This window comes from candidate division KSB1 bacterium, assembly GCA_034521575.1.
GTDB lineage: Bacteria > Zhuqueibacterota > Zhuqueibacteria > Residuimicrobiales > Krinioviventaceae > JAXHMJ01.
This window is the reverse complement of record JAXHMJ010000002.1, coordinates 300489-327378: the sequence shown is the minus strand read 5'-3', so window position 1 is coordinate 327378 and position 26890 is coordinate 300489. Positions and strand designations below refer to the sequence as shown.

At 48.3% G+C, this 26890-nt stretch carries 19 protein-coding genes; all 19 read right to left on the bottom strand.

Annotated elements, in window-relative coordinates:
- Nucleotides 1-182 precede the first annotated feature (182 nt).
- Nucleotides 183-1976, bottom strand: a complete 1794-nt coding sequence (locus tag U5R06_04205) for an ABC transporter ATP-binding protein (GenBank protein MDZ7722034.1) — start codon at nucleotides 1974-1976, stop codon at nucleotides 183-185.
- Between the two features lie 478 nt (nucleotides 1977-2454).
- On the bottom strand, nucleotides 2455-4803 hold the full coding sequence (locus tag U5R06_04200) for a hypothetical protein (GenBank protein MDZ7722033.1): 2349 nt from the start codon (nucleotides 4801-4803) through the stop codon (nucleotides 2455-2457).
- A gap of 68 nt (nucleotides 4804-4871) precedes the next feature.
- Nucleotides 4872-5039 carry a hypothetical protein gene (locus U5R06_04195; GenBank protein ID MDZ7722032.1) on the bottom strand — a complete coding sequence of 56 codons (168 nt, stop codon included), beginning with the start codon at nucleotides 5037-5039 and terminating at the stop codon, nucleotides 4872-4874.
- A 24-nt stretch (nucleotides 5040-5063) separates the two neighbouring features.
- Nucleotides 5064-6227: a T9SS type A sorting domain-containing protein gene (locus U5R06_04190; protein ID MDZ7722031.1), complete on the bottom strand. Its 1164-nt coding sequence runs from the start codon at nucleotides 6225-6227 to the stop codon at nucleotides 5064-5066.
- 13 nt (nucleotides 6228-6240) lie between these two features.
- Nucleotides 6241-7263 carry a hypothetical protein gene (locus U5R06_04185; GenBank protein ID MDZ7722030.1) on the bottom strand — a complete coding sequence of 341 codons (1023 nt, stop codon included), beginning with the start codon at nucleotides 7261-7263 and terminating at the stop codon, nucleotides 6241-6243.
- A 28-nt stretch (nucleotides 7264-7291) separates the two neighbouring features.
- The gene (locus tag U5R06_04180; GenBank protein ID MDZ7722029.1) at nucleotides 7292-11206 is read right to left on the bottom strand and encodes a C25 family cysteine peptidase; all 3915 of its coding nucleotides are present in this window, start codon (nucleotides 11204-11206) and stop codon (nucleotides 7292-7294) included.
- A gap of 240 nt (nucleotides 11207-11446) precedes the next feature.
- A complete protein-coding gene (locus U5R06_04175) occupies nucleotides 11447-15181 on the bottom strand; it encodes a C25 family cysteine peptidase (GenBank protein ID MDZ7722028.1) in 3735 nt (1244 codons plus the stop codon).
- Entirely contained in the window at nucleotides 15178-16302 is a 1125-nt protein-coding gene (locus U5R06_04170; GenBank protein MDZ7722027.1) for a radical SAM protein, read from the bottom strand. The genes U5R06_04175 and U5R06_04170 overlap by 4 nt, the downstream gene beginning before the upstream one ends.
- 171 nt (nucleotides 16303-16473) lie before the next feature.
- The gene (locus U5R06_04165) at nucleotides 16474-16848 is read right to left on the bottom strand and encodes a S24/S26 family peptidase (GenBank protein MDZ7722026.1); all 375 of its coding nucleotides are present in this window, start codon (nucleotides 16846-16848) and stop codon (nucleotides 16474-16476) included.
- 110 nt (nucleotides 16849-16958) lie between these two features.
- Nucleotides 16959-17261 carry a PqqD family protein gene (locus U5R06_04160; protein ID MDZ7722025.1) on the bottom strand — a complete coding sequence of 101 codons (303 nt, stop codon included), beginning with the start codon at nucleotides 17259-17261 and terminating at the stop codon, nucleotides 16959-16961.
- On the bottom strand, nucleotides 17254-17700 hold the full coding sequence (locus U5R06_04155) for a GNAT family N-acetyltransferase (GenBank protein ID MDZ7722024.1): 447 nt from the start codon (nucleotides 17698-17700) through the stop codon (nucleotides 17254-17256). The genes U5R06_04160 and U5R06_04155 overlap by 8 nt, the downstream gene beginning before the upstream one ends.
- A gap of 67 nt (nucleotides 17701-17767) precedes the next feature.
- A complete protein-coding gene (locus U5R06_04150) occupies nucleotides 17768-18949 on the bottom strand; it encodes a radical SAM protein (protein ID MDZ7722023.1) in 1182 nt (393 codons plus the stop codon).
- Nucleotides 18946-20895: a radical SAM protein gene (locus U5R06_04145; protein ID MDZ7722022.1), complete on the bottom strand. Its 1950-nt coding sequence runs from the start codon at nucleotides 20893-20895 to the stop codon at nucleotides 18946-18948. Before U5R06_04145 ends, U5R06_04150 begins: the two co-directional genes overlap by 4 nt.
- Before the next feature lie 38 nt (nucleotides 20896-20933).
- Entirely contained in the window at nucleotides 20934-21653 is a 720-nt protein-coding gene (locus U5R06_04140) for a YjbH domain-containing protein (GenBank protein MDZ7722021.1), read from the bottom strand.
- A gap of 75 nt (nucleotides 21654-21728) precedes the next feature.
- Complete coding sequence (locus U5R06_04135) at nucleotides 21729-22895, bottom strand: hypothetical protein (GenBank protein MDZ7722020.1); 1167 nt, start codon at nucleotides 22893-22895, stop codon at nucleotides 21729-21731.
- On the bottom strand, nucleotides 22892-23440 hold the full coding sequence (locus U5R06_04130) for a hypothetical protein (GenBank protein MDZ7722019.1): 549 nt from the start codon (nucleotides 23438-23440) through the stop codon (nucleotides 22892-22894). The genes U5R06_04135 and U5R06_04130 overlap by 4 nt, the downstream gene beginning before the upstream one ends.
- A gap of 115 nt (nucleotides 23441-23555) precedes the next feature.
- Nucleotides 23556-24764: a YjbH domain-containing protein gene (locus tag U5R06_04125; protein ID MDZ7722018.1), complete on the bottom strand. Its 1209-nt coding sequence runs from the start codon at nucleotides 24762-24764 to the stop codon at nucleotides 23556-23558.
- Between the two features lie 125 nt (nucleotides 24765-24889).
- Nucleotides 24890-26161, bottom strand: coding sequence for a sugar transferase (locus tag U5R06_04120; GenBank protein MDZ7722017.1), 1272 nt, complete (start codon nucleotides 26159-26161; stop codon nucleotides 24890-24892).
- Complete coding sequence (locus U5R06_04115; protein ID MDZ7722016.1) at nucleotides 26113-26832, bottom strand: hypothetical protein; 720 nt, start codon at nucleotides 26830-26832, stop codon at nucleotides 26113-26115. The genes U5R06_04120 and U5R06_04115 overlap by 49 nt, the downstream gene beginning before the upstream one ends.
- Between the last annotated feature and the right edge of the window lie 58 nt (nucleotides 26833-26890).

Genomic DNA, 26890 nt, shown 5'->3' with positions numbered 1-26890 from the left:
GTTTAATTGTTGATTTGTTGAAAGGTTTATGCCCGAGTAAACATTAAGCAGTAAACAGCAAAAATGAACTGACTTTAGATGATATCAAGTGATTTCCGGGGGAGCTGTTGAGGGATTTAAAAGCTTGAAAAAGTAGGCAGGATACAGTAGAGAGAACAATAAATATCTATTCCGGCGGACAATCAGCTGTCACAGTAAAACTGCGATTGTTTGCGGTAGAATGCGGCGTATTCGTTGTTGTTCTTCATGAGGTCCCGATGCGGGCCCTGTTCGGTAATCCGGCCGTTTTGCAGGAACAGCACGCGATCGGCCAGGGAAGCGCTGGCGAGCCGGTGGCTGATCCAGATGCTGGTTTTATCCCTGGTCATGGATTTGAGACGCTGCAGCAGGTCATACTCGGCCTGTGCATCCAGGGCGCTGGTGGGTTCATCGAAAATGACAATAGGGGCATCGCGCATAAACACCCGGGCCAGGGCAATTTTCTGCCACTCTCCCGCACTCAAATCCATGCCGTTCTCAAAGCGTTTGCCCAGCGGCGTTTGATAGCTGTCCGGGAGTTCCTGTAAACGAGAATGAATTCCGGCAGTTTGCGCCGCAGTTTGAATGGTCTGTTCGTCGGTCTGCGAATGAATATCGCCCAGCCGAATATTTTCAGATGCGGATAAATGATATCTCGAAAAATCCTGAAACACCACACTCAGAGCTTGTCTCAAATCTTTGATTCTGTAGTGTTGAATATTCAATCCATTGATTTCGATCGTTCCGGTATCCGGATCATACAATCGGCATAACAGCTTGACCAGAGTGGATTTCCCGGAACCGTTCGGACCCACCAATGCAATATGTTCTTTTGCCCGAACCTTAAAAGACAGATCGGTAAACACCGGCTGCGCTGCAAACGGATACGTAAAGGCCACCTGTCTGAATTCAATAGCGCCGGCTTTTGCAGAAATTTTTTCGGGGTCGGGCGGATCTTGAATCTCCGGCTCGAACCTCAGGAACTCGAACAGATTAGCGAGGTAAAGCGAATCTTCAAATAATTTGGCCAGACTGGAAAGCATGGCGCGCAGATAATTCACGCCTTTTTGAAACGCCTGGTAATACATGACCATATCGCCCAGGGTGATCAAGCCCATAACAGCGCGATAGGCCACAAAGGCAAAGGATCCGAAAATCGTGAGCACGGTTATGCACTGGGCCGCGACTTGATGCAGGGAGCGTTTCTGCGCCAGTTGCAGCCGTTCTGTTCTCAATTCGGTTTTGAGATGGCTGAATCGGTTGATGAATTCATTCCCCAGATCAAACAAACGGATCTCTTTAGCATATTGATCCTCTGTGAGGATAGAGGAATAATAGGCAGATTTGCGCATGGCGTCGGTGTTCGCCAGTTCCCAGTGAAACAATCGATCGGAATAACGCAGCTGAAACCAGATTCCGGGAACAGCCGCAATCAGCAGCAGCAGTGACACGAGCCAATGAAACGACAACAACAAGGAGAGCATGGCAAGCATGGAGACGCCGTTCTGCAGCAGTTGAGCCGTATTGTCAAAGGTGGCCGTGGGACGCGAAAGCGCCTGCTTTTGCGCGCGGTGCATGGAATCATAATAGTGGGCGTTTTCATAATAGGCATAATCCATACGCACGGATTGTTCATGAATCCGGTCGCTCAACTCGTCCAGCACCTGCATTTTTTGTTTTTCCTGTAAAAAGCGGGAAAAAGAATTCAGGGAATACAGAGCAAGATGGGTCAACGTCAGGGCAGCGATTAACAGCAGAATGGGAAACGGATCGGGCTGTGCTTCGGATATAGCCTTTGTCACACTGTCAACGATGAGCTTCATCAGATAAACCGTGAGCAGCGGCAGGACGCCCTGAACAAGCACCAGCAACAGGCGTAATACAGTGTTCAATCGGGAATTGCGCCAGATGATCTCCAGGGCGCGGGGAATGAATTTGATATGCGTGATATGTTTCAAACCGAAAATCCCGTGATTCCGCACATAACCAATCAATGATTTAAAATACAACCATTATCAAAAAGAAACAGTTTTTCGCTTCTATAACGAATCGAGTTGGAAATTTACAAACGAGGACGTCAAGATCATTAAAAATCCAATTCACGCAAAGAAGCAGAGATCGCAAAAAAAACCAAGAGATCATCCATATGATGCTTTCAAACAGTTGAGAATCTTTATTGGCCTGTGTTTTACCATGTGCACTTTTTTTCCCTCTGCGCCCTCTCGCGCCTCTGCGTGCAATGCTTCGATAATCAATCCACACAACAATAATAAAATATAGACCTTACAGATTTCCATTCAGCTTTTTTTGCATGACTGCTCATTTACTTTTTATATTGAACCATTCAAAACCTTAGAGACACATCATGTAACCAAAAAACCTGTCTTTGCATCGCGGCAAACCTGCTTTTTTATCCCCGTTAAACATCCTGAATTTTTACGGTTGAATGCCGTTATGCCAGCTATCGCCGAACACCTGCAGATCAACTCCATCGATTATCTGCACACCTCCTTGAGTTCCATATCCACAATTAAAAAACTGCTCTCTGGAATAAAGATCAAATTCAGGTGAGCCTTCAGCATGCCATGAATCGCCAAATTGCTGCAAATCAACTCCATCCACATACCCATTGCCATCGTAGTCACTGAATATACGTCGATATAGAACAAATACACCTTCTTTATCGCTTATATTAATTGTGACGGTGTTGGCAGAAGCATCGATGGTTCCGCCTAACCATATCCACACTTTAGCGCTCTCATTCAGCCAGGCCACGCCCCAATAGGCGGCAGATTCTTCAAATCCCGCGGCATCCGCATCGGTGTAATGAAACTCGACATCCGCCGTATAACTGTTGATGGAGGCCGGAACCTCCAAGGTCCAGTATAACGGGATTTCATCGGTACAGGGCAAGGGCGTATAAGCGGTATTGGTCTGGGTCAGGGTCACATCACCGGACCCGTCCAACGCGGTGACATTCATTCCCCATTCATGCCCGTCGCCCGGATCATTGAATGTATAGTTTCCCGCGGATGAAATATTCAACGTCTCGCTGAACACCGGCACATCCGACAAAATCAGATCACCGTACAGGGCAGGGATCAGATACGGGTCATCCTGGGGCAGGGTCTGCAGCGCCGACGGCCAGATCCCTGTTGTGGTTGAAGACGCCGCGTCCAGGGCGGAGATATAGAGTCCCAGCTCATCACCGGGAGCGGCATTCAGCATACTGTTGGCCAGGTCAAATTTCATTTCGTAATGCATTTGGCCCGACTGTAAATCCGAGCTCTGGCTGATATCGGCATCGGTTGAGGTATCGGGGAAGCTCAAAGAGCGCGGCCAGAATCCGGTGATTGAGCGGACCTGATTTTCTGCAGAAAATTCCGCCTGACGGATCCAGACATTGCCCTCAGAGGTGCCCGAAGACGGCCAGGCTCGATTTTGATCCGCATCCAGATACAACGCCAGCTGATCATCAATATCCTGAGCCGTGTTTGATTCATCGCGCACGGCCACATACAGATAGTCCTGATCATTCATCATGAACAGCTTGACCGGATCGGCGATGCCGTCCGAGGTGATTGCCACGGAATCGGCCTCACTCCATTCAGCGGCGTCAATATTTCCGTCCAGCGTCGGCGGATTCAAGGTAAAGCCCGACAAAATTTGCCGTCCCTGAGCCTGCGGGGCAGCATGAACCTGATAGGAATCGTCGCTTTCGCCGGAGGCATATTGGGCGGTGATTTTATAATAATAAAGCTGTCCGTTTGTGACGCTGGCATCGCGGTAGAACTGCCGCGTCGATCCCGTAGCAACGACAGAGAACGGTCCGGAGGCGCCGGTACTGCGATAAACGGTATAGGACTGCAGGTCCTCCAGCATGGCCTCTTGTTCCTGATCCGGGGCATTGAATTGACGGATGTCCTGATCCGGTGCAGCGTTGATTGTGGTAAATGACAACGCATGAACGCGGGGTGATGTGTAAAACTCGGACATATGGGTGGAGGATGCCCGTTCAATCGGCGCGCTGCCAACCGGGGCGTCCCAGACCAGCGGAACCGCAAGGTTGTGACTTTGCAAGGCTCTGACATTGCGCGGTGGCGCCGGTTTTCCGGCATAGCCGTTGTCGAAAAAGTCCAGATAATCCGCCATGACATCCGATGTTATCGAGGCGCCGTCCACGAGTCCGCCGAACAGAAACGACGCGCCGATGGTGCGATACGTGCCGCTGTCAAAAGCAATGCCGCAGGCAAATTCCGGATTGTTGTTGTTGTGGACAATAAAAGCGCCGGATTTGGGCGCCAGGCGGTCGATATAGGCATTGGGACCGCTGTATTCAAGATCGAGGCCGCGCAGGTTATTGGCGCCGCGCACCGTATCGAGCGAGGCGGCTTGCGTCCCATCCGACAATCCGGTGATCTGAAATTTGACATGCAGATCGGTGACGTCATCATAAGCCCAGGTATCGCCGCCTTCCATGTACAGAGCGCCGCCGTTGTCCAGATAATCGACCAGTGCAGCGATATCTGCAGAATCATTCACCGGGTCCAGGACCCGGTTGTTCGGATCGGCGCCCAGACAGACAAATACATAGTCATAGCTGCCCAGAGTGACACCGCTGAGATCAGAGGCGGTTCTTAATGTCCCGGTTACACCCTGACTTGACAGCGCACTGTTCATGTCCGACCCACTGCCGCCGGTGACACCTGAGGGTTCCCAGATGAGGGCGGTTTGGGCGCCGACATTTGAGGCTATTAAGAGTGCTATATAATATACTATTTTCATATTGTACCGGAAAAAAATGCCGGTTATACCCAGCATAAGCTAAAAAAAATATTTTAAAAACAATTTCTTTATACAGCTGATGAACAAACGCTACCACATGAATTTTCAACATCACATTGTCCAATTTCGTTTTGTTGAGATAAGTTACTTCCTGTACAATCACCTAAAATTAAATTTTCCTGCTCATGATTATGAACCAGTATCTTTAAACTCGGTTTCACCCACGTTTTTTTCATAACCCTCTCCTCTTTATTTTAATATTACCTCAGTAACATCATTTTCCGGCTTTTTATTTCTTTGCCAGCTTGAAGCCGGTAAATATAAACCCCGCTCGATACCGGTTCATTCATTTGATCAGTAGCGTCCCAGCGTACCACATGCTGGCCGGCGGACTGATGCGCGCTCACCAGCGATTTGATTTTGCGTCCGGTCATGTCAAAAATAGTCAATTCAGTGTATCCTGAAAGAGGCAAGTCATACCGAATCAAAGTCACCGGATTAAACGGATTTGGAAAATTGCTATACAACCGATAGTCTTCCGGTGCATGTTGCGCATCTACAACATCCGTGCTGATCATTACTTCAATCGGGCCAAACAATTCTGTCTGTCCATCTGTGTCCACCTGCTCGAGCATGTACCAATAGCTCTCAACAGTCTGTAATTGAGAGTCCCGATATTCATAGGTGTTTTGAGTAGTACTTGTTCCAGCTGCATTTATCAGTTCACTGTTAATTTTAACATAACCATCAGATTGAGATTCAGAGCGCAAAACATTGAAACCCAAGGCATTTTGTTCACTCTGAGTTGTCCATTTGATCGTAACCTGTTCAGCATCCAACCATGCCTCAAAGGATGAAAGCTCTACGGGTAGGGACCCCCCACCGAATGTGGCTTGATGGTCATAATTTGTTAGATAGTCACCCTCAGAATCATTTGTTACATATTGTACACTAGAAAACGTAATACCTTTGGGATTATCCACTGCAGCCTGTAATGTAAAATAACCAAGATACCCATTACCATCAGGAGCTTCTGCATCCGTTTGTTCTCCGCTCGCCGTATAGGCGACGTCTCTGTATCCAGAGCCAGCTGAACCTGTGGAAGTTAATGAACTTCCCAAAATATTGGATTCAGTAAATCCATTATTCGGAGAATATCCACCATCATTAATTTCTGATGGATCATAGTTCATAATAAAATCAAATTCATCTAAATCGGAAACCCCAACACAATAACAGTGAACATAAAAAACGTCTCCCGAAGTCAAGCCCTCAACATGGGTCACATTGTCATTTGTACCATTTCCCGGTGAGGACAACTCTATATCTACTCGAAATTCTGCACCGGCATTTGGACCAGCCATCAGCAATGCCGGTATAATCAACAATACAAAAGAAAATATTAATAGTATCGATCGTTTCATCTTTGCCTCCTGTTTAATAATTACCACCATTATGCCAGCAATCTCCAAAAACCTGTAAATCCACCCCATCAATTATCTGATTACCACCACTCATATTTTTGTTATAGTTAAAAAAGCTGGGATCACTTCCTGTGGTAAAGCCGGATGTTTGCTGCCATACATCTCCAAAACGCTGTAAATCCACTCCATCCACATACCCATTACCATTTACATCTCCAAAAATCCGTCGGTAGAGTGCAAAAGTACCGGTGGGAGTGACACCCGATACTTCAATATAATTGCCGCTCGAATGCACAGTTCCTCCAACCCAGTTCCATGAGTTTGACCCGGGATTGTATTGCGCAATCCCGATATAATCTGAATTCTCGGCAAAACCGGCAACATCCTCATCATTATAATAAAAATAAATACGCACCGTGTTAAAAATATCACCGGAAAACTCCCAATGATAGGGCGCCACATCCGCGCCCGGCGCATCAGCCGGCGCCTGATTGTTTTGCGTGACAGTCAATGTGCCGTCATCGCCTTTTTGAATTTCAACTTTGACCGCATGACCGTCTCCCGGCGCATCACCGCTGCTGCCGCCTTCATTAAAATCGTACCAGCCGTTGCCGCTGATGGTTTCGGTATCGGAAACCGGATCACTGTTTAAAATAACATCCACGAACGGATCGTATGTTTCAGGCGGATAAGGCTGCTTGTAAACCGAATTGTTGGAATTGTCCACTTCTTCCAGGGTATAATAATAGCGCCCGCTTTCGGATGGCGAATCCGTTACATCATAGGTGCCGGGACCGTCAGCTAGAACAAAGGATACAACTTTGGTTCCATAGGATGTGGAATTGGTGGATCGCCAGATATTAAAATGCGACACATTGCTTTCACTGCCGGTTTCCCGGTGGACATCCACATGCTGATTGGGTTTATCAAATACGGTATAAAACTCGACCAAGGTGATATGCACAGGGTGATCCTGGGAGCGGCCTAAATTAAAAAACATGCATACGGTCAGTACAAAAAAAATCAAGCGCTTCATTAAAGTTCTCCTCAGGTTAAAGATAATATCACAATATTTTTACAAAAAAACAACATTTTTCATCGGGCAACCAAGACTTTTCCGGTTTTTTGCACCTGTTCATCCTGATCTTTTGCTTTAATCTGATACAGATAGACGCCATTCGCAATTCTATCGCCGTTTCCATCCCGGCCGTCCCAGGGAACCGCATTGAAACCCACCGGCAATAGTCCGGGCTGTAGCACGCAAATGAGTCGGCCGCTTGTTGTGAACAGTCGAAGCGCGTAACATCAGCGGATTTATCATTCACCAGCACAAAGGTGAATTCCGTTTCATCACGCATGGGATTGGGGACATTCATAACCTGTTCCAGCGCACAATCAGACTCGAGCCGAAACATGATCTTGTTCAGTTTCGCGGCCTCATTGCCAAGATGCAATGGCGTGTCAAGTGACAATTCGTAGGTTCCATCAGGCCATCCGGATGTATTCAATTGCAATCGGGTTTTTGACCCGGTTTGTTCAACCACCTCAAACTCAACAGGATCTTCGTTCAGATAAAAACCGAGCCTGTCGGTGATCACATGCTGCTCACTCTCAAGGATCACCCACAGCCTGGAATTTGCGGGGATAATATCACCCGAGAATACATCCTGCAGACGTTGTTCTGAATGAATCTGATAGGCTATAGTGTGAATGGTGTTTTCCTGAACAGACGTGGTCATGACGGTCCAGTTCACCGTTTTTTTATCTCCCGGACGCCAGACAACCTCCGGCATCAGATTCAATGTATCAGACCCCATGCTTACCTTAAAAGTCAGCGTATCCCCGGCCCGGGCGCCGTCCAGAGTCGCAGTTTCGGGATTATCGGCATAAATACGCAGGGGACCGATGCGTCCGCTGTCATTTTGAACGCTTGTTTCCTGCAAGAAATTGTCGCCGTTCCAAATGGTAACCGGACTTCCGGCGGCAAGCGGTTCACCGCCCATGGACACCGTACCCGAATACTGTGCGGACACAAAATGTTCAGCGGCAGGCAGATGCAGGGCCATGGACGGATCGCCAAAGGAAATATAAAACCAGACATGATCCCAATAGCTCGGATGCGTGCTGTACATCACCTGCGAGGCGGTCATCACAGACTGTCCCCAAACGGGCTGCTGGTTGATCAGCACATCGTGATAAAACTCATCAGCCATAGTCTGAACCGGGGTTAAAAAGGCAAAGCCCGCTCCCGTATACATCCCCGCCGCACCGCGGCTGCGTTCCTTCAAAAAGAACTCTGCCAGACAGGTTCTCTCAATCCTGGGATCTACAAAATCACCATTTTTACAGGCTTCGATCAACACAACCGGCAGTCGGCTGCCATTGCGCATACCCGGGATATCGGTGCGATGCAGCATATTTTCATTGGCCCATTGCTGATTGGAACCATGTCCCTGATAATTGACAAACAAAGCGCCCTGGTCCCATGCGTCCAGCAAAGCGGTTTTCGCTGCCGAAGCGCTGCCGTAATCATCCAGATAAATTTTTTCAATTCTATACAACCCTGGCACATTGTCAGCAATCAATGCATCCGAATTGCCGGTGAAATCAAATTCCGCTTCGTTATCATCTGTAGCAAAAATCAAGCGTTTGTTCCAATCGCTGTTCTCATAATCCGACTGGTACGCCAGCAGTTTGTCCATGATCCCTCGTGCTTCATTCAAAGAGCGTGACGGAACACGCCCCACCATCATATCCGGGATAATATCTCCGCCGTCGACACAGGCGTACCACTGATCGGTGGGCGACTCGTTGTTCTGATAGATGGTTTCGAACATGTGGGTGGGCACAAAATCAGAACGCGAGCTGCCGTATTTTCCCGGATTCACCATACGCGGATTCCAGGACGCATCCCCCACCAAAAGTACATAGGCCGGCGCTGTGGTCCAGAAATCATAGGCATATTGAAAAAAGTTCTTTAACGCCTGATCGCTGTACAAGCCGTAATTAAACTCATCATAGACATCCTGCACCTTGACGGTGTGAACCCGATACCCCTGCTGCTGTTTGAATTCAGCAAACCCGGCAACGGCTTCGGCAAAATCATCAAAGACAATCAACACATAATCGGATTGCCGGCCTGTGTTTCTCCAGTCAGAGTTTGAATCCATATAAACGGAATCCGGCTTATAGCGTTTATCCGGGGTTATAGCTGTATATTTTGGATTCCCCGACACATCACCCTGAAATGACAGGGTGTACACCGCTCCGTCAGCGGTCACGTCCGCATTCAGAACCCGCTGCGGGGCTGTAGAATCTGAGACATCGTATAGCAACAGGGAATTATCCTGAAATGATTTGATATGACATTCAACTACTCCGCTCCCCTGAGGGCGTATGGTCAAACTATCGTTGATCGCTAACCAATCCTGCCAGTATTCAACTTGGAACTTCATAATGTGCAAAACATCAAGCCCAGCCCCGGTGTCACCTGGACCAAAATACTCGACAACAAGATTATTCTCCTTTAAAACTAATTGCGAAAATGATTCCTCATGTACAGCTAATACTTGTCCGTCAAATTGATGATCCATAACTAATGATTTATCAGAAGGGTCTGAAGCTGGAGCAATATATGTTATAAAATGGTGGTCAGGATATACATTATTATCCAGCGTCCCCCCCTTAACCCAAGTCTTAAAATAGCAATCACTGGCAGCAATGTTAGAAATATTATATAAAATAATAGGAGTAGTCCATGATTCATAACTGGAATAACCACCGGCAATCCAGTCCCAACGCCATCTATCTTCATTTGTGCTATTGGGAAAATTTGAAATATAATCAACATCCTTCTCAAAGTGGGTTCTTGTCTTTCCACGCGTGAGCACCGACGCCGACGCATCCGGCGCCCCATCCTTTTCGCTCATGCGCAGACCGGAACTGCCTGAAACGGTCAGCCAATAGACATTGGTATGCGAATAAAATGATTTATGCCCGTCTCCGTAAAACTCGATATAATCACCGCTGTCAAAACTACCGTCGTCCTGGCCGTGGACATGGATGGCGATTTCTTCTCCCTTGTTAAAGAGCTTCAGGTTGCGCGGATCTTTGCCGGTCATATCGAATCCGGCGGCATCGAGATCGGATTTTTCCAGCCAGTAGATGGCGTTATGATCCACTTGCAGTTTCAGCCATTCGCTGCCCTGATCGAGAAAATAGCCGCCGTTGTTTTGTTTTCGCAATGCACGCGGCGGTTCTAAAAACGATTTTGCCTGTTCGTAATTGATCAGGGTATTTTGATACAGAGGCCGAAAAAAGGTATCAGCCGGAGCCGTCCTCAGCGCTGCGCTGCGTTTGCCGAGCGCGCTGTTAAAGTCAATGCGAATGATTGCGGACTTTATGAGCTGCACGCGTTTGCTGACCGGATTGTATTGAAACGGCCGAATGCGCAGCGCCGACATGCGCTGTCCGCGCATGATCACTGGATCGTTCAGCTGGATCGGTTCGTTCGGATATAGACTGTTTGACTGATAAACCTCGCCCGTTTCATAGACATACACCGGCTGTCTGTCCGGATCCGGCAACCAGGGCGTTTCGGAAACAGGCAGTTCGATATCCGCGGCCGGAGTGATAAAGGCTTCCGGAATATAGCCGGTCTGTTTGTCGAGAATTCTGAGCGTCGGTTGCGCATCATGGGGGATACCGAATGTCACCGCTGTAACGGGCAGCTGCGGCGCACGTGGGTCGGCGGTTTGAGAAAATCCCGGTACCTGAATGATCTGATTGTACTCTGAATGGCGGCGGGTTTCCTGAACGGTAAAATCGGGCAACGTAAACTCGATCGTCAAAGCATTTTCATCAGAACTGAGAATATTGATAGACGGGGTTCTCTGCAGGGCAGAATTTGCATACAATGCAGACAGCAATCCGCTATACACCATGAAAACAAACACACTGTATTTCAACACATTGATCATTACCAAACTCCTGTTTCCTCTACCATAAACACCGTTAACGCCGTTTTCATTTCCCTGATTTCACCGTTACAATAAAAACAACAAAATTCATACCACAACACTCTTTACCAGCATAATTCAACTTGTCTATTTGTTATATATTAATTTAATAAAATTCTATTAAAAGTTTTGACCGACAAGTCTTGTTCAAAATTCGACGCATAACCCGTTCGACTGTTCAACATTTCAACATTTCAACGTTCATTGTATCAGCATCATTTTCACAATTTTCTTTACAGATTCATAATCATCTTTGGCCGTAACCGATATCAGGTAGACGCCATTGGCCAGTCGATCGCCGGTTTGATCATAGGCATTAATCTTAAAAGTATTAAAACCGACAGTTGCGGTAAAATATTTCGTCCAGAGCGCCCGACCGGCAAGTGTAAAACAACGCAGAACAATATTGGCCGGTTGGTCGTTGAGCAGCATAAAAGTCAACTCGCCCTCTGTATACAGGGGATTGGGAGTCACAAGCACATCCTCCAATGCCAGTGACGATTGGACCCGGAACAGGAGGGATTGCGCATGGTCACGCGCCGGTCCGGATAGAAAAGAAACCATGAGTTTATAGTCTCCATCCGGTAAATCCGGTGAAAAAGAAACCGACAGCTCTGGTCCGTTCTGATTCCACGTCAATTTTTCATCAGCAACGCTGCTGTCATTCAAAAGCAAGCTGATTTGCTCCGGATCGATGTTGGAATGTTCATCCCGTATCATTGCCGTAATCCTGGACTCCCGCGGCAGGGGGTCACCTGAAATCCATTGATCGGCTGACTGATTGTTAACGTACAATTGAATCGTCACATCATTTTCGACAGCGGTCGACGACAGCTCAAAGTCCATCGAGTGTAAACCGCTCTGCCATTCGACCACCGGATTCAAAAGCAAGGTATCTCCGGAGACTGCCAGGAAAAAAAACAGAGAATCGCCTGTGCGTGCGCCGTCGCGCTGCGGGGTGTAAGGATTATCAGCCGGAACCCGTAGACTGTCAAAGCGGCCATTTTCTTTGATCAACGCACTGTCCCCATATCGGCGTGTAAAATGGCGCGCAAAGATTGCAGCACCCTGCGGCGCCGGTTCTCCCTCTATTTCAACGGTTCCGCTGTACCAGGCCGGGTCAATTGTCGATTGTACTGCGATCGGCATTTGCAGGGCCGGATCGCCGAAAAACATATAAAACAACGCATGGTCCCATTTTTCCGGATGACGCGACAACAGCTCGGCGCGCGCCAGCGTCGCGGCCGCCGCCGGCATTGCGATCGATTCGCGCAGCAAGGCCTGATAAAAGCGGTCGGTGAGGGTGCGCAACGGACTCAGATAGGCATAACCGGCGCCGGTGTACACGGCAATGGCGCCGCGATGTCCCGCGGTCATAAACACCTCACCCATGGCGCTTTGTTCCGGGTCGGGATGAATAAAATAGCCGTTGATACAGCTTTGGGTCATGACCAGCGGCATTTTGGCATTATTCTGTAAATTCGGGATATCTGTGATATGGAACAAGCGCGGCTGCGCCGCCCAGCTGACCCTGGACCCGTGTCCGATGTAATTAACGATCAATTGACCCTGGTTCAGAGCATTTAGGAGAGCTGCCCGCGCTGATGTCTCATCCAGCATATCTTTGGCATACAGGGCCGAAACCTGGTAAACATCCGGGACCAGCTCTACTGTTTTTTGGGTAAAGCCTTCAAAATCGCCGCCGATATCCGAGTCATCCGAAACAAACATCATAGAACGCTGCCAGTCCGCCTGCGGGTTTTTATGATATTGCATGATATCCAGCACAGCATCCTGCGCTTCTTCAGCGGTCTTTACCGGCAATCGGCCGACATACAGATCCGGGACCAGGTCCGATCCGCTGACACAACCGAACCAGGAGTCCGATGCGGTTTCGAACGAATAGGAATTGGAGATAAACAGATGCGTCGGCACGTAATCGGTCTCCCCGTTTCCGGTGTAATTCAAATAATCATACGAGGCATCCCCCATCAAAAGCAAATAAAGCGGAGACGGTTTGGGCCAGTTGTGATAGGCGTAGGAAATAAAGTCTTTAATGACAGACGGGTCTTTGTGACCGTAATTAAACTTGTCATAGACAGACTGAACATCCACCACCTGCACCGACAATCCCCGGGAGCGGTGAAATTCAGCAAGCTGTTGAGAGGCTTGTATAAAGTCCGCATGACTGACAATGATATAATCCGTTTGCGGCGCCGTAACGTCAACAGGACTATAAACAGACATTTCATCCGGCCTCCGGGAGTCCCTGACAATCAAGTAGTGTCTTTCTCCGGAAAGCGAGTCTGAGAAAAGCAGAGAATAAGGTTCGCTCTCTGAATACCGGACATTGGTTATGCGTTTTATACAATGGTTGTTTTCAAAGGCGTATACCCTGAGGTCATTGTGAGACAGCCCGCGTAACCGGATGCGGTGTTCCCCCTCACCCAGGGCGGTAAGCCAGACGCTGTCCGAGTCAGCGATATAATCCTGCCACCAGGTCAATTCTATGTTGTCGAGGAACTGAAAATCATAGGGCACATGGTCCGGCAACTGCAGATCAAAATCAATTGTGTTCTCACCGTCTTTCAAATCGCTCAAGGGAAATGTATTCTGCATCTGTTTTCTGATGCGACCATCCCACAGCTCGGAGATGACCTGATTTCCGTTAACAGAAACGACCGTGTGATGATCCGGTTCGACGTCCGGCAAATGCACATAACCGAGCATTTCAACGTCGAGTTGTGCACTGGCGGCTGTATCGGACACGTGCGACGCCTCAAAATCCACCTGAAAGGGTCGGCCGCTCATCAACCGCTCCCAGAACCAGTGATCCTCCTGCGGCTGGGCTTCAAGTTCGCTCAGATAATAGGTTTGCTGCTCCAGGCGGATGGTCCTGGGCCCGCGCACCAGAATCTCTCCTGCCTCTGAAAACGAATGGTCGATGTGTATTCTTTCACCCTGCTCTGCTCCCCAGGTGAGCCAGTAGGTATTCTTGCGGGTATACTCCGTTCCGACCCGTGCCACCCCCCATCGGATTTTGTCGCCAGTCTGTAAAGCCTCATGACCCGTAACGACCTCGATGGGAACTTGAGCGCCATTCAGAAACAGCTGCAATGTGCCCGGGTCGATGGATTGAATCTCAACGCCCATGTCCTGTAAATCGCCGGCGGTTATCTGGTAAAGGCCGGGCTGAGGCACCCTGATTTTGACCCAGGGCTGAGCTGATGACGGAAAGGCTGCGGGCTTTTTCAAGGGCAGCTCGGGTGAAAATTGCCATTTCTCTGCCTGTTCGGGATTGCAGACCAGTCTTTTCACCCAGTCCAGACTTTTCGGATCGTGAACACCTGTGGGGCTTGATGCACCTGTAAACCGCACCCGAATGATCATTGTTTGTGCGAATTGCGCGTGTCCGGTCACCGGATTGTATTGAACCGGAAACAGACGAACCGGCAGGATTTTCTGTGACCGCAGCTGATACGGCTCGCCGTCCATATACCAGGAGGCGGGAAAATGCTGACTGGTATTATAGATTGAATCATCTCGTTTAAAGACATAATTTACAGTCTGCGAGTCCGAGGGTACAGATTCAGCCAGAACCGGAGCCGGAGTGATGTTGAAACAGGAAAACTCATAGATATCAATCGGCTGAGAAGATATGCTAATGTGCGCACGGGGAGGCACAGCCACCTGCAGGGCCCACACCGGCAGTTGAGGCGCACCAATTTGACTCTTGCGGCTGCAGCCGGGGATGGTAATGTCGTAGCCGGTCTCGGACTGGATCAAATCAAAATCAGGGAATTTGACCTGCAGTTCGAGATGGGTGTCTGATGAACCCAGGATGGAGACTGTGGGTTGAGCAGCGAAAGAAAATGACAACCCAACGCCATAAAGCATCACAAACGCTGTCAGGCATATTTTAATCTGTCTTTTCACTTTTCGTCTCTGTGAGATTTCTCAGATTTTCCCGCGCGGGCCTGCGCCACCTGACAGAGATACTCGACCGGTTGGTCCGACTGACCGGTTTCGAGATAGGCGTGCGCTGCACACCAGGAACAGAGATTAAAGATGCGGCAATTGTTGCAGCGGTTCAGGTATTCCGGATTTTGTGTGGTTGTCTTGCGCACGTTTGGGATAAAGGTCTTCCATGCGTCTGCCAAAGAACCCTGTTTCAAATCGTAGATAAATTCGGGCTGAAGCATATACGGACACAGTTTCAGCCTTCCGTCATAAGAAACCACCACACTGCCGTTTCCGGCTCCGCAGTTGAGCAAGTATGCGGTTTGCCGGTCCGGTCCGGACATGATATATTTATCACAATGTTTGGACAGCGCTTCCCGTCGTTGATCATCGCGGTTTTCAAGATCGACGATCTGGTTTTGGGTCAAACGCTCCTGCCTGATTATTTCATTGCGTTCCTGATCAAAGTCCGCGCGCAGACTCAGCTGCGGATCAAAACGATAAAAATCTGCTGTGTACTGTCGCGCAAACTTTGCGATTTCCTGCATTTCGTGAACGTTGGACTGCAGCGCCATGGCTTTGAGGCGCACCGGAATCTTGTGTTCGACTAAAAGATTCAATCCATGCCGAAAACGCTCAAAAGAGCCGGGTTTGCGGGTCACTTTTTCAAAGGTTTCGCGGGTCGCGCCGTAAATCGTAACCTCGATGGCATAAGGCGGATATTCTTTGAACACGTTGATATGTTCTTTTGTGATCAATCCGGCATTGGTAAACAACATCAACAACAGGCCTTTGCGTTTGAGATCAATATAAATATCCGAGAAATCCGGGCGCAAAAGCGGTTCCCCTCCGGTGAGCAGACACCACACCGCGCCCAAATTAATAGCTTCATCCGCTGTTTTTAAAATAAACTCTCTTGACATCTCATTTTTTTTACGCTGCCTGTCTCCGGCGGGTTGGTTAATATAACAATGCCGGCAATTGAAATTACATCGCTCCGTGATTTCGAATGTGATGGTATGCAATTTATGCCGACCTTTGTATCGCTCCCACAGGGGATAATCGGTGATCGGTTGCTGTTCAAGATAATTTTCCATAAAATGGCCTGTCTGTCAAGAATGGGTCAATTCAACGTTTACACTATCATTCAAGCGTATTCAAATATTTTTTTACATCACATGCTATTGCAGCTTGTATTTATAGTCTAAAGATTTAATTATTTTATTCATAAAGGGTTCCATAAAACAGTTACACAGTTGTTCAAACGATCAAAAAATTCGCTGAAGCGGAGAAACCATGCCGGGCATGTTCGATTTGATCATTTTGCGAATGGGAATCAAGAGTCCGATACGGGACAGACCGGCAATGAGGATCGATTCAAGACGGGACTGGGGGCGTCTCAGACGGGCATTGCGTTCTGTTTGCACGACACATCCGGTCAACTGGGAAAAAGCCAACCAGCCGTCGGCACGCTTTGCGTTATCGCCTTTCAACAAAAACGAATCTTTGCGTCTGCCGACCACACGATGAATGGCCAGACCGCGAAATTTCGGGTGCCGAAAGGCAACGACATCTCCCAGGTGCGGCCTGCGGTTAAAGGGTTCAATGATCACAACATCCTGGTTGCGGATAAACGGGTACATGCTGTTACCACAGGCCAGTTTTCTGACAAGCGCCCCATTTTGGAGTACAGCCGAAAGCACTTTAGGAAGCAACCTATCAGTCACCGTTATTTTATTTATCTCGGGGTGTTTCAAGACACTTTGATCAAAATATTGCGTTTTTCCAGTTCCTGGACAAACCCGTTTATATCGCGGGCGAGCTCCTGTTCCTGCACTTTGAATTCGCTCAGCAGCTCCGCCTTGACAGCATTTATATCTTTAATACCATCAATTTTATCCCAAATCAGACGTCCGGTTTCATTTAAAGCATAAATTTCTTCATCCAAGTCCCCGATACCCGCCGTGACCGGCACCAGGATATATTCATTTTCAATTTCCCGCGCGACGACATCTTTGTTCTGTTTGTAAACGCTGTCCCATTGGATGTCAGCCATTTTTTGCTCCTTTTTTATAGGTCAAAATTTGATAGTTGTTATTCCAGCTGAATGCAAGGTCATGATCCATCTCAAAACCTGATTTCCGATAAATGTTCAAAGCCTGTGAATTTTCAGGATTCACCAACAAATGCAATGTATTGAACTGTCTTTGCTCTGCAAATGCAATTGCGCATCGGAATAATTTTTCTCCGCATCCCATACTGCGGAACAGCGGTTTGACGATGAGCGCATACAGCCAATAATGCGGCATTTGAGGACGCATCTCGCCAAAATAGATTAATTGAATACATCCCGCAAGCATGCCCTGAAACCGGGCGATGAGAATGAACTCCTTTTCACCGGAAACCGTCGGTTTTTTGTTTTTTTTATTCAGCCAGCGTTTCAGTTCGGGTATATCATCCGGTTGCGCCTCATAAACATCGAAAAGCCGTTGCATCTTTTTAAGGTTACGCCTGATCAACGGAACGCTTTTTACTGAACGCAATACGCAGAGCAGACCAAATTTAACTCGACTTTTCATGTACAAGCCGTTCCCTTGTCTGCAGTTTTCTGATCCGATTTTCCCGGTTTCTCACCTCCCACGCTTTTTCTCCGGCGGTCAATAATCCGCAAGCCTGTGCTTCAGCATGAGCCAGCGCACAATAGTAATCCACCGGTTGATCCATAACCCCATGTTCGCACCAGGCCGTTCCCGGACATTGGCGACACCGGTCATAAAGAAAGCATTGGGCACATCGTTCCCTGTACTCTATATTTCTGGAATACAAAGACTCTTTGCGTCGGGTCAATATCTGCATCGCTTCATCCAGGGGGAGCTCATGCAAATTGACAATTAGGTTCGGGTGGCGCACCATCAGACAAACCTGAAGATTGCCGAATGAATCCACCGTCCATGCGGAGCATCCGGCGCCGCAGGTAAACAGCTTGTTACCGGGCGGTTTTGAAAACTTTTTCATAAATTGCTGCATTTCATTCAGATAACGTTTGGGATTACGTGCCATAATTTCGACAAAGTGTTCAGGACTCATGCGTACATTGCGTATTTCATGATTTCGGGTTTCTGAATCCCGTCGCACCCGCAAATCAAAATTCAGCGCGTAATCCGGTTTTTGATTCATACACGGTATGGTTTCCGCCCAGGCTTCAAATTCCAGGCGTTCATTATAATTGGGCGGCAGAAAAGCCTGTTTGACCACAAAAGGAATATTATTCTTCCATAACGCCTGAATCCCCTCCCATGCAGGACGGAACGTGTTCGGCTTGCGGGATACCGCCTCATAAGATGACTGATGCATGCCATATAACGTCACCTCAATGGGGTAAAGCGGCGGTATATCTGTAAACAAGGTAATGATATCCGTGTGAAGCAATGTCGCATTGGTGAACAATATAACGCGAATGCCCAATTGTCTCGCAACTGTGTAAAGCTCGGCAAAATCAGGACGCAACAGCGGCTCACCCCCGGTGAATCTGATACTCAGGCAGCCTTTGTCCGCAGCCTGTTGAATCAATTCGCGGATAAAGTCAGTACTCATCTCATCACACTGATGCGAAACCGGTTTATTGATGTAACAGTGTACACAATTGTTGTTGCAGCGTTCCGTCAACTCGATATCCAGGTGCCGCAATGTCACTGCTTTTTTATCAAACGGGATATTGTATACTTTATCTACATATTCACTCATACACAGCTTTCAGTTTCAAGTAAAATCGGTACAATGCTGCCCGAGAGATCGAAATGAACATAATAGGCGGGTACGGCGGCATACAGTTTTTCAAGAAATGACAAGGTATGTTGCCACCACTTCTCGTCGGGTAAAGGCTTGACGAGTTTGGGCAGCATTTGCTGATAAAAGTCCATCATGGTTTTTACGGGTGCAAGTTTGTTTTCCCGGTCATGCACGGGGAATAAAATCATGGAAAGAGGCGAAGGCCCCGGCGAGACTGCGGGGATACTGCTGTGTTTCCAGGTACCGTACAGTTGAAAGCGGTTGCCAGATTTTTTGATGATAACACGATCATCGGAAAGAATATCAGCCTGCTCAGCGAACAATTTTGTAAACGTTGATTTGCCGGCGCCGGATTGTCCGGGTACCAATAATCCCAGATCATTCACCTGAAACCCACTGGCGTGCACCAGGGTGCTTTGATGATGGGCGACAAGATTTGACAGGATCAATTGATCATTCGGGGCAAAAGATAATGATTCCAGTTCACCATCTTTATATTCCTTATCATTTCGGTGATAAACAAACCATCGCGAATGATCGTCATTGCTGGCCGTGATGCGCACAGGTTCATGTCCATTCCGCTGTTCGTCGGTATATTTCAAATAGTAAACCGTTTCACCCTTTTTGCGGATATCCCAGACGTCGCGGGTTTGTAAACGCGGACCGAAATCCACCCGCTGCATATTTGGAAAATTAAATGAATGCCGAATATAAAGGTCTTCGGGAGCCGGTAAGGTTTCAAAGGTTCGAATTGAACTCGCAAAGGTGTTATCCGTAACGGGTAGTTCCGATTCAAGCTTGACTGTCAATCCGCCAATCGAATAATAGCGAATATGTTCATCCTGCCATTTCTGTTTTTCGCGGCTGGTCATATCAGCAATATCACAGAGATAAGAAATCGGTTTGGAAAAAGAACCGGTTTCCAGCCACGCGTAGGCGGGACACCAGCGACATGAAGAACGCCGGCCGCATACACCGCAATTGTCAGTATAGTCGGTATCTGCTGTGACTTGATTCAAAGATGGTATGAACCGTTCCCATCCCTCCTTAAACGTTCCTTTCCGCAAATCATAGAGTAATTCCGGTTTTCTAATAAAATCACAAAACGATAAATGTCCAAAAGGATCGATGGCAAAATGATTGATTTTTTCCAGACAGGGTTGTAAGATATTTTTTCCCGAGGCTTGAATCTGACAAGCGCTATCTTTATTCTGGTCTGAAAACGCAACGTTGTCAAGTTCAACCACGACCTCTGCCGGTAAACGTTGCGCCCGAATCTCTTTATTCTTACTCTCATCCCGGTCTTTGTGCAAATAGTACCACACCGCTCCCAGCCGCCAATGCGGACTGATCGTTTCAGCCAACGCTTTCATATCTTCCAATTGATGAATATTATCGCGCATGGGCACGATCTGGACTTCAAACTTGACGCCCGCTTCTTTTAAATAGCGCATACCGCGCAGGGCGGCCTGGTAGGATCCCGGATTGCGGGTGATATGGTCATTGACATCTTCAGTGGCGCCGTACAGGGCCACCATAATGCGGCCTTTGGGGTTGGCGGCGATTTGTTTTGCGATTTTGGGGGTTAAAAACGTGCCGTTGGTGTTGAGAGAATAGCGCCGGTACTGGCGGGTGGCCTGTTGAAAAATCTCGAGAAAATCCGGGCGCAGCATGGGCTCGCCGCCGGTGATCGACCACTCGCGCGTGCCCATGGCGCGCGCCTGATCGATCAGGTCAATCCATTCCTCTGTGGACAACTCTTCTTTTTTCTTTGGATCGCCCGGCGCTTCCCGCACCCAGCAGTGGCGGCAGTCATTGTTGCAGCGGTATGTCAGCGTCAATGTCCCCCGCACCGGTATATTCGGCAGTTTTTCTCTTTTTTCAAACGTTGCGTAGCTCATATCATCTCCATATCGGATTTTAGAGGATCAGGGGATCATCACAAGGTAAAGTATAAACTCATTTGCCAGGTCATATATCTTAGGTTCCACCAGGCATAGGTCACCTGCAGATGCGAAAAGAGATCGAGTTTGGCCGCGAGATTGGTATGGCGGCCGTCATATTCAGCGACAACCCGGACCGGCTGCATGGGCTGCAGCGACACACCGCCCCAGAGTCCGACGAGATGGTGGGTATTGGCATCCAGCCAGTCGGTGCCGTAACCGATATTCCAGGTCAGGGGGGTTCGTCCCAGCCATCCGGGTAATTTTTCATCTTTGGTCAACACCACATAAGTGGCGGCAAACAGCTGCGAGCCTTTGATCGAAACATCAAGCGCTTTTCCGCCGACAAAGTCCTGGGCGCCGATGGCAATGGCGGGCCATAATCGGCTTTGACGCAGTAAACGCATGCGCAGCGCCAGCGTACGGGTTCCCATACCTGCGGGATGCTGGTCCGGCGACACCACGCCCAGCAACCCTTCCATAAACGGCAGATAGCTTAAAGCGCCGAACACCATGGTGCGTTCTTTATAGCCCATGGGCACATGATCAATCCGCGGCATGCGGCTGACCCCGATGCGCATCTGCCCGTCCGGCATGATCGTCGCGGTCGGTGTGACAAAAAGTCCACTGTACCCGTACACCGACGCAAAGGGTTCAGCTCTCGCTCCAAAAGCGAGCAGCAAACAAAAACATAGGTTGTAAAGCGGTTTACTCATCCGGCGTTCCATGAAAAAAAGGGCAACCGTATACACGATTACCCTTGATTATATACAGTCTATTGAATATTAAACTCAGCTGCCGCTTCCCTGATCGTGGATAATAATGCCCTGTGTATGCGTGTGCGGCGTTGTCTGATCGAGGGAAACCACCTGCCAGTACAGCTTGCCGTCAATATAGAATTCAAGGCGGACGCGCGACATGACGCCGAACTGTCCGTCTGTGAATTCGCACCAGACATAGCCGTCCTCGTTGGTAAACAGATGCAGGTAGCCATACTTGTCTTTAAAGCTTCCCGATGGACCGGGTATGACGCGTCCGGGGCCAATCACAACAGAGACTCTGATCTCGACATTTTCATGACCCTGGAGCAGGTTATTGAACACCTTGATATTGATCTTTGTAGTGCCGAACTGGCGCCCGACAAAATCGTCATCCGTGGTGGCGATAATGCGCACCGAATCCGACGGCAAGAGTTCGCCCGGAATGGTGAAACCGGGTCCCGGACTTCCGCCGTCCAGGTAATCGATACCCGGATCATAAACATCATTGCCGTTCACATCCACGATCATATCATAGGGGCCGGGCCAGAGTTTCAGCGGATTCATATATTTGGGCTTGCAGGCGCCGCGGATACGCACTGTCGGTACGCAAGACGTGCGATGATTCAACTGCAGGTTCGTGGTCATCTGCATGGTTCCGACGGTGCGGATGGTGTAAATGGGATCGCCCGCCTCCCAGACCTCCTGATGCAGCGTCACCGCAATCGGGGTCCAGACCATCGGGGAACGGTTAGAACGATAGTTTTCGGATCCCGGCGTGTTCCAGTAATCCCGGTTTACATTATAGAGCGACTGGCGGTAGGGGCAAACCGTGGCAAAAATGGCATCAAGGGAATCAAACTGGGATTTATGAATGCCAAACTCGTCACTGGCAATGTCAATGAAAATATCTTCTTCGGACGCCGGTTCCTGGACGACCAGGCCCTGCAGCAAGACATCGGATACCGCATCGCCCTCGTTGTACTCGGAGAACGGCTCCGTGTCCACCACCACATCATAGCCGCCGGTGACCGGCGGGGTCCAGACCAAGGTCGGCGGTAGCGAGCCGTCGCCGTTAATGGTTGCGGTTTCGATGCCGCCGCTGACATCCGCATAGCCCATGCCGTCAAAGACCGTATCCACGTCGCTGATCACCAGCAAACGCACATTGTCGCCCGGAACGAATCCGGTTCCCGTCATGTAAACGGTTTCTCCAATGAGAGCCTGTCCAAAGATATCGCTACCGGAATTATTGCAGACCCAGGTATGCGGTTCGGGCGCCGGGGCGTCTTTAACCTCGAACGGGATGCTGAGGATGGTACGCGGTTCATGTTTTTCCGGCTGAAGAACATGCACCAGATAGTCGCCCCCGCACTCATCGGATTGCCGTCATTGCCCAGACCAATGTGATGCCAGACCGGCAGGCCCATAATGTTTCCGTCCATATCGGTCACCATAACCGTCTCGTTCAAGGTCCGGTCATCCGATAAACGGACAATTTCAATAAAGGTCTGTTCCTGTTTTATCAAATCCATCAGATTGACGATGAGGGTTTCATGCCGATAGAAGGTTCGACGTCCCACTCCGTTCTGATTGGTTGTTCGCGCTGCTTTTGTGATTCTGAATGAACCGCTGCTGAGCGGATCATCCACTTCATTCAGACTGCACGACATCCCCACCAATGCGACGATGATTAAAATCGCGACACATGACACGCGTACAGTTTTACCCACTTTACACAACATGGTATTCCTCCCACATAGTTTATTCGCCGGACCCGGATAGCATTTAACAGTATCTTTTGCGGTCTGACGGTATACCTCATTAAAAAATAGCAATAACAACAAAAAAAATCAAGACTTATTTTAGGAAACTCAAATTATTTTTCAAATATGACGGCCAGAGACGTTTGTATACATGCCGCCACTCCGTACCGGATTGCACAGAGATGCCGGTGTCAATCGGTCCGCCATAGGTATAAACCTCGCTGGAGGCTTTATAATTCCACACATAATACTCGCCCCAGCGTATCCGCAGCCGGTTTGGAGCGGAATGTTTGGGATGAGAAAAGGGAATCGTAAACCGGAACCCGCCATGCGTATCCCGATCGGTTCGGGTCACATAAAACCCCAATCTGGTTTCACCGAAATAACGTGCAATGTCAAAAGAAAAGCCCTCGTCTCGCATCAGAAATTGCTCATAGCTTAATCCGGCTGACATATTCCAGGGTTTTAAAAAAATACGCGCATAAGCAGACCCTGTGGTGAGCATATCAGTGGAAATGTTCCACTCTTGATCCTGATAAAACAAAAATCCGGTTCTGTGCAGTCTGCCGCCCATTAACAGAGTCCGATTGAAAAACATGCGGTTCATTTCGATTCCCGCCCCCCAGCGCTCCGGCACGAAGGCGCCGGCTGCGACAATCATTCTGATATCTCCCGGAACGGTTAGAAACTGGGAGAGCGTTGCTCTGGAGAGCCGTATCGACTTGTCATAAACGCCCTGCTCCGTATAAATCTCGTCAAACACGGGTATTACAGGCTGCACCTGTATTTCCGCTCCATCCCACAATCGCACACGAAAATCCGGATAAATATTCAAATTCAGTTTAACACGATCCTCGTAATTGCCCAATTGAAAATTCATCCCGGGCAGAACAGAAATATCTATTTTCCCCAACGGGGTGTTTCGGGGTTGGCCGGTTAAAGATTTTAAATCGAATTTTTTTGTTTTTATAAAGTGAATTCTTTCAAAGAACGTTGCATCGTTCATTTCCCGCGCGATAAACGCCCGGTAATCCGTTAGATGAATACTGATGCCCGTGTTGATCATACCGCGACTCACGGGCAGCAGCATAATTCGCTGTTCCGTTTCAACGCATTCATCCACACACTTGAGGACCGCTGAAAGCGCCCGGACCTCATCCCGGTGGATGCGGTTTTCGTACTGGACGGCCAATTGACCGTGCCGGTTTTCATAACAGACCACATTTTCAAAGCCCAACCGGGCCAGCTCATCTGCAAGATGCTCAGGTACCGTTGACGCGGCAATCAATACAGTGCATGTCACAATGATACTTAGATAAAACAGGATTTTTGCATTCATACTATTATAAAACAGAGGTTTGAGTAAAATATTCCTTGACAGGAGAAAAATAACAGCTACCGGAACTCTGATTTCAACAGCGCGGGCGACTAGTGACTGCGGGCGTGTCTGAACAGTATGTTCATCACCGCCCTGGCAAAGTAGATCACATCGGTTTTCCAGGGCTCTTTTTCTTTGCGAATCAGATACTGTCGCTCGGATTCAATGATATCCTCAAAACTTTTCGGCATATCCGCATAAAACGGAGGAACCAGTCCGGGCTTGTGTCTGATTCTCATATTCTGTACATCCGGAGGATACAACGAATAATAATGCCGGCTCAAGGCGCGCACGCCAAACAGACGCATTTCGCCGCGCATCAGATTCACAAACTGCGGCACTTCATCAATCCAGAACTTTCGAAACACCCTTCCCCATTCCGTCATGCGAAAGTCGTCCCTGAGCTTGCCGGATTCATCGAGTTGGTTCTGCTGATAGACATAATCCTGCAGATATTCGGCATAAGGATGCATGGTTCGCAGTTTGTAAACATTGATCAATTTTCCCTGATAGCCGACACGTTTTAATTTGATAAGCGGTCCGTATGACGGATTCAAATCCGTGCTCGGCAATCCGTTTTTTTGAGCGATATACCAATGCTCGCCATTGATCGTGTGTATACCCAGCAAATGAAATCCGCAAAAGTACAAGCGTCCCGCGATTTCCGCCCGGGAAAAAACGCGTTTTTCGCCTTTGGAAATAAGGAAATACAGCTTTTGACACCCGGGCAACTTGGGACAAACCCGATACCAGGTAAAATAAAGACCGTATATCATAAACGCCAGCGGCCTGGGAAACCGATTGTCCAGCGACTCCCGAAACGTCTCCAGGCGCGTTTTGCGCAGTATAAAATACCCGCCGCGAACGAGTTTACGGTGAACCTGAAGGAAATAGCGGTTGATAAAACGAATATTGTTGATTTTTTCGAGATTAATGAACAATTGAAGCTCATCCTCCGGCAGAACATCAATATTATATAATGTTGATGTTGTTAGGACTTTGGCGCGCAACGCATCAACACGAGTCAAATCCAGATTTTCGGCAAGGACATGAAAAAGATCTGGATTCGCGGATAAATATCGATCTTTGAGATCTGCAATGGCGCTCTGTTTGGGTTTTGTCCAATGCCCCGTCCCCGTATCAGCAGCGATTTGAGGTTTACCTTCATAGTGCTCGATATACTTGCGTACCTCATTAATGTCCTCAATATCACCCCCCCGGCTTTTACGGATTTTCGAGCTTTGCGTCCAAAACCATGCAATTTCAAGCCCCATCAAAAGCAGCAATGTGCCAAAAATAGTGGATCGGGAATAATGAAACAACTGGAATGCAGAAGATGAGGACGGAAAAAAGCGCGGCTGATAAAAAACCGGAAACGCAAGGTTCCCGCAACCGCATGATAAAACTTGTGGATATCGTGGTACTGGCGTGTCCATTGTGACGTCACTGCATTGATACCGGTCAGAAATAATAAAACCTGGATGCCTTTGGGGTCTAATGAAAGGGAGCTATACTTTATAAAATAAATCACAAAGAAACCAATCATCAAAAGAAAGGTATCAAAAAGCAGGTAACGAACCTCTCCTGTCTTTTTCTGCGGATAAGAATGATCCGGAAGCGCATACGCATTGTTTTTGTACAGTGAGACCGGTACGATTGAAATTAACCAATAACTGATAAACGTGCCGAAAATATGATACAATGAAAAATCCGTGCTCCCGAGAAAAATCACAATCAATACCGTGAGATACAGCATGTACAGACTGCTGGTGACTTGATGGAACAATCGGGCTTTAAACGCACCTTTATCCAGGGCCCAGTGATTTTTCCGGCTGAAATGCACAATTCCCCAAACCGCGTGAATTAAAAGCCACAACTTGTAATAGGACGCGCTCAGTCCGACAGCCGGCGATAAAAAATGCATTCCCCAGTAGGCCAGGTTCAATGCAAGCAGATCAAACAGGATAAATTGATATTTTTTAGTTATTTTCAACTCCTGTACCTCTACAACCCTTCCCAGAACCGACAGTCCCATACCTTACCATATTATA

What these genes read in the sequence shown, in the direction of transcription:
- U5R06_04200 (MDZ7722033.1), bottom strand. Translation starts at nt 4,803, where the DNA reads ATGAAAATAGTATATTATATAGCACTCTTAATAGCCTCAAATGTCGGC.
- U5R06_04195 (MDZ7722032.1), bottom strand. Translation starts at nt 5,039, where the DNA reads ATGAAAAAAACGTGGGTGAAACCGAGTTTAAAGATACTGGTTCATAAT.
- U5R06_04190 (MDZ7722031.1), bottom strand. Translation starts at nt 6,227, where the DNA reads ATGAAACGATCGATACTATTAATATTTTCTTTTGTATTGTTGATTATA.
- U5R06_04185 (MDZ7722030.1), bottom strand. Translation starts at nt 7,263, where the DNA reads ATGAAGCGCTTGATTTTTTTTGTACTGACCGTATGCATGTTTTTTAAT.
- U5R06_04180 (MDZ7722029.1), bottom strand. Translation starts at nt 11,206, where the DNA reads ATGATCAATGTGTTGAAATACAGTGTGTTTGTTTTCATGGTGTATAGC.
- U5R06_04170 (MDZ7722027.1), bottom strand. Translation starts at nt 16,302, where the DNA reads ATGGAAAATTATCTTGAACAGCAACCGATCACCGATTATCCCCTGTGG.
- U5R06_04165 (MDZ7722026.1), bottom strand. Translation starts at nt 16,848, where the DNA reads ATGTACCCGTTTATCCGCAACCAGGATGTTGTGATCATTGAACCCTTT.
- U5R06_04160 (MDZ7722025.1), bottom strand. Translation starts at nt 17,261, where the DNA reads ATGGCTGACATCCAATGGGACAGCGTTTACAAACAGAACAAAGATGTC.
- U5R06_04155 (MDZ7722024.1), bottom strand. Translation starts at nt 17,700, where the DNA reads ATGCAACGGCTTTTCGATGTTTATGAGGCGCAACCGGATGATATACCC.
- U5R06_04150 (MDZ7722023.1), bottom strand. Translation starts at nt 18,949, where the DNA reads ATGAGTGAATATGTAGATAAAGTATACAATATCCCGTTTGATAAAAAA.
- U5R06_04145 (MDZ7722022.1), bottom strand. Translation starts at nt 20,895, where the DNA reads ATGAGCTACGCAACGTTTGAAAAAAGAGAAAAACTGCCGAATATACCG.
- U5R06_04140 (MDZ7722021.1), bottom strand. Translation starts at nt 21,653, where the DNA reads ATGAGTAAACCGCTTTACAACCTATGTTTTTGTTTGCTGCTCGCTTTT.
- U5R06_04135 (MDZ7722020.1), bottom strand. Translation starts at nt 22,895, where the DNA reads ATGACGGGAACCGGATTCGTTCCGGGCGACAATGTGCGTTTGCTGGTG.
- U5R06_04130 (MDZ7722019.1), bottom strand. Translation starts at nt 23,440, where the DNA reads ATGTTGTGTAAAGTGGGTAAAACTGTACGCGTGTCATGTGTCGCGATT.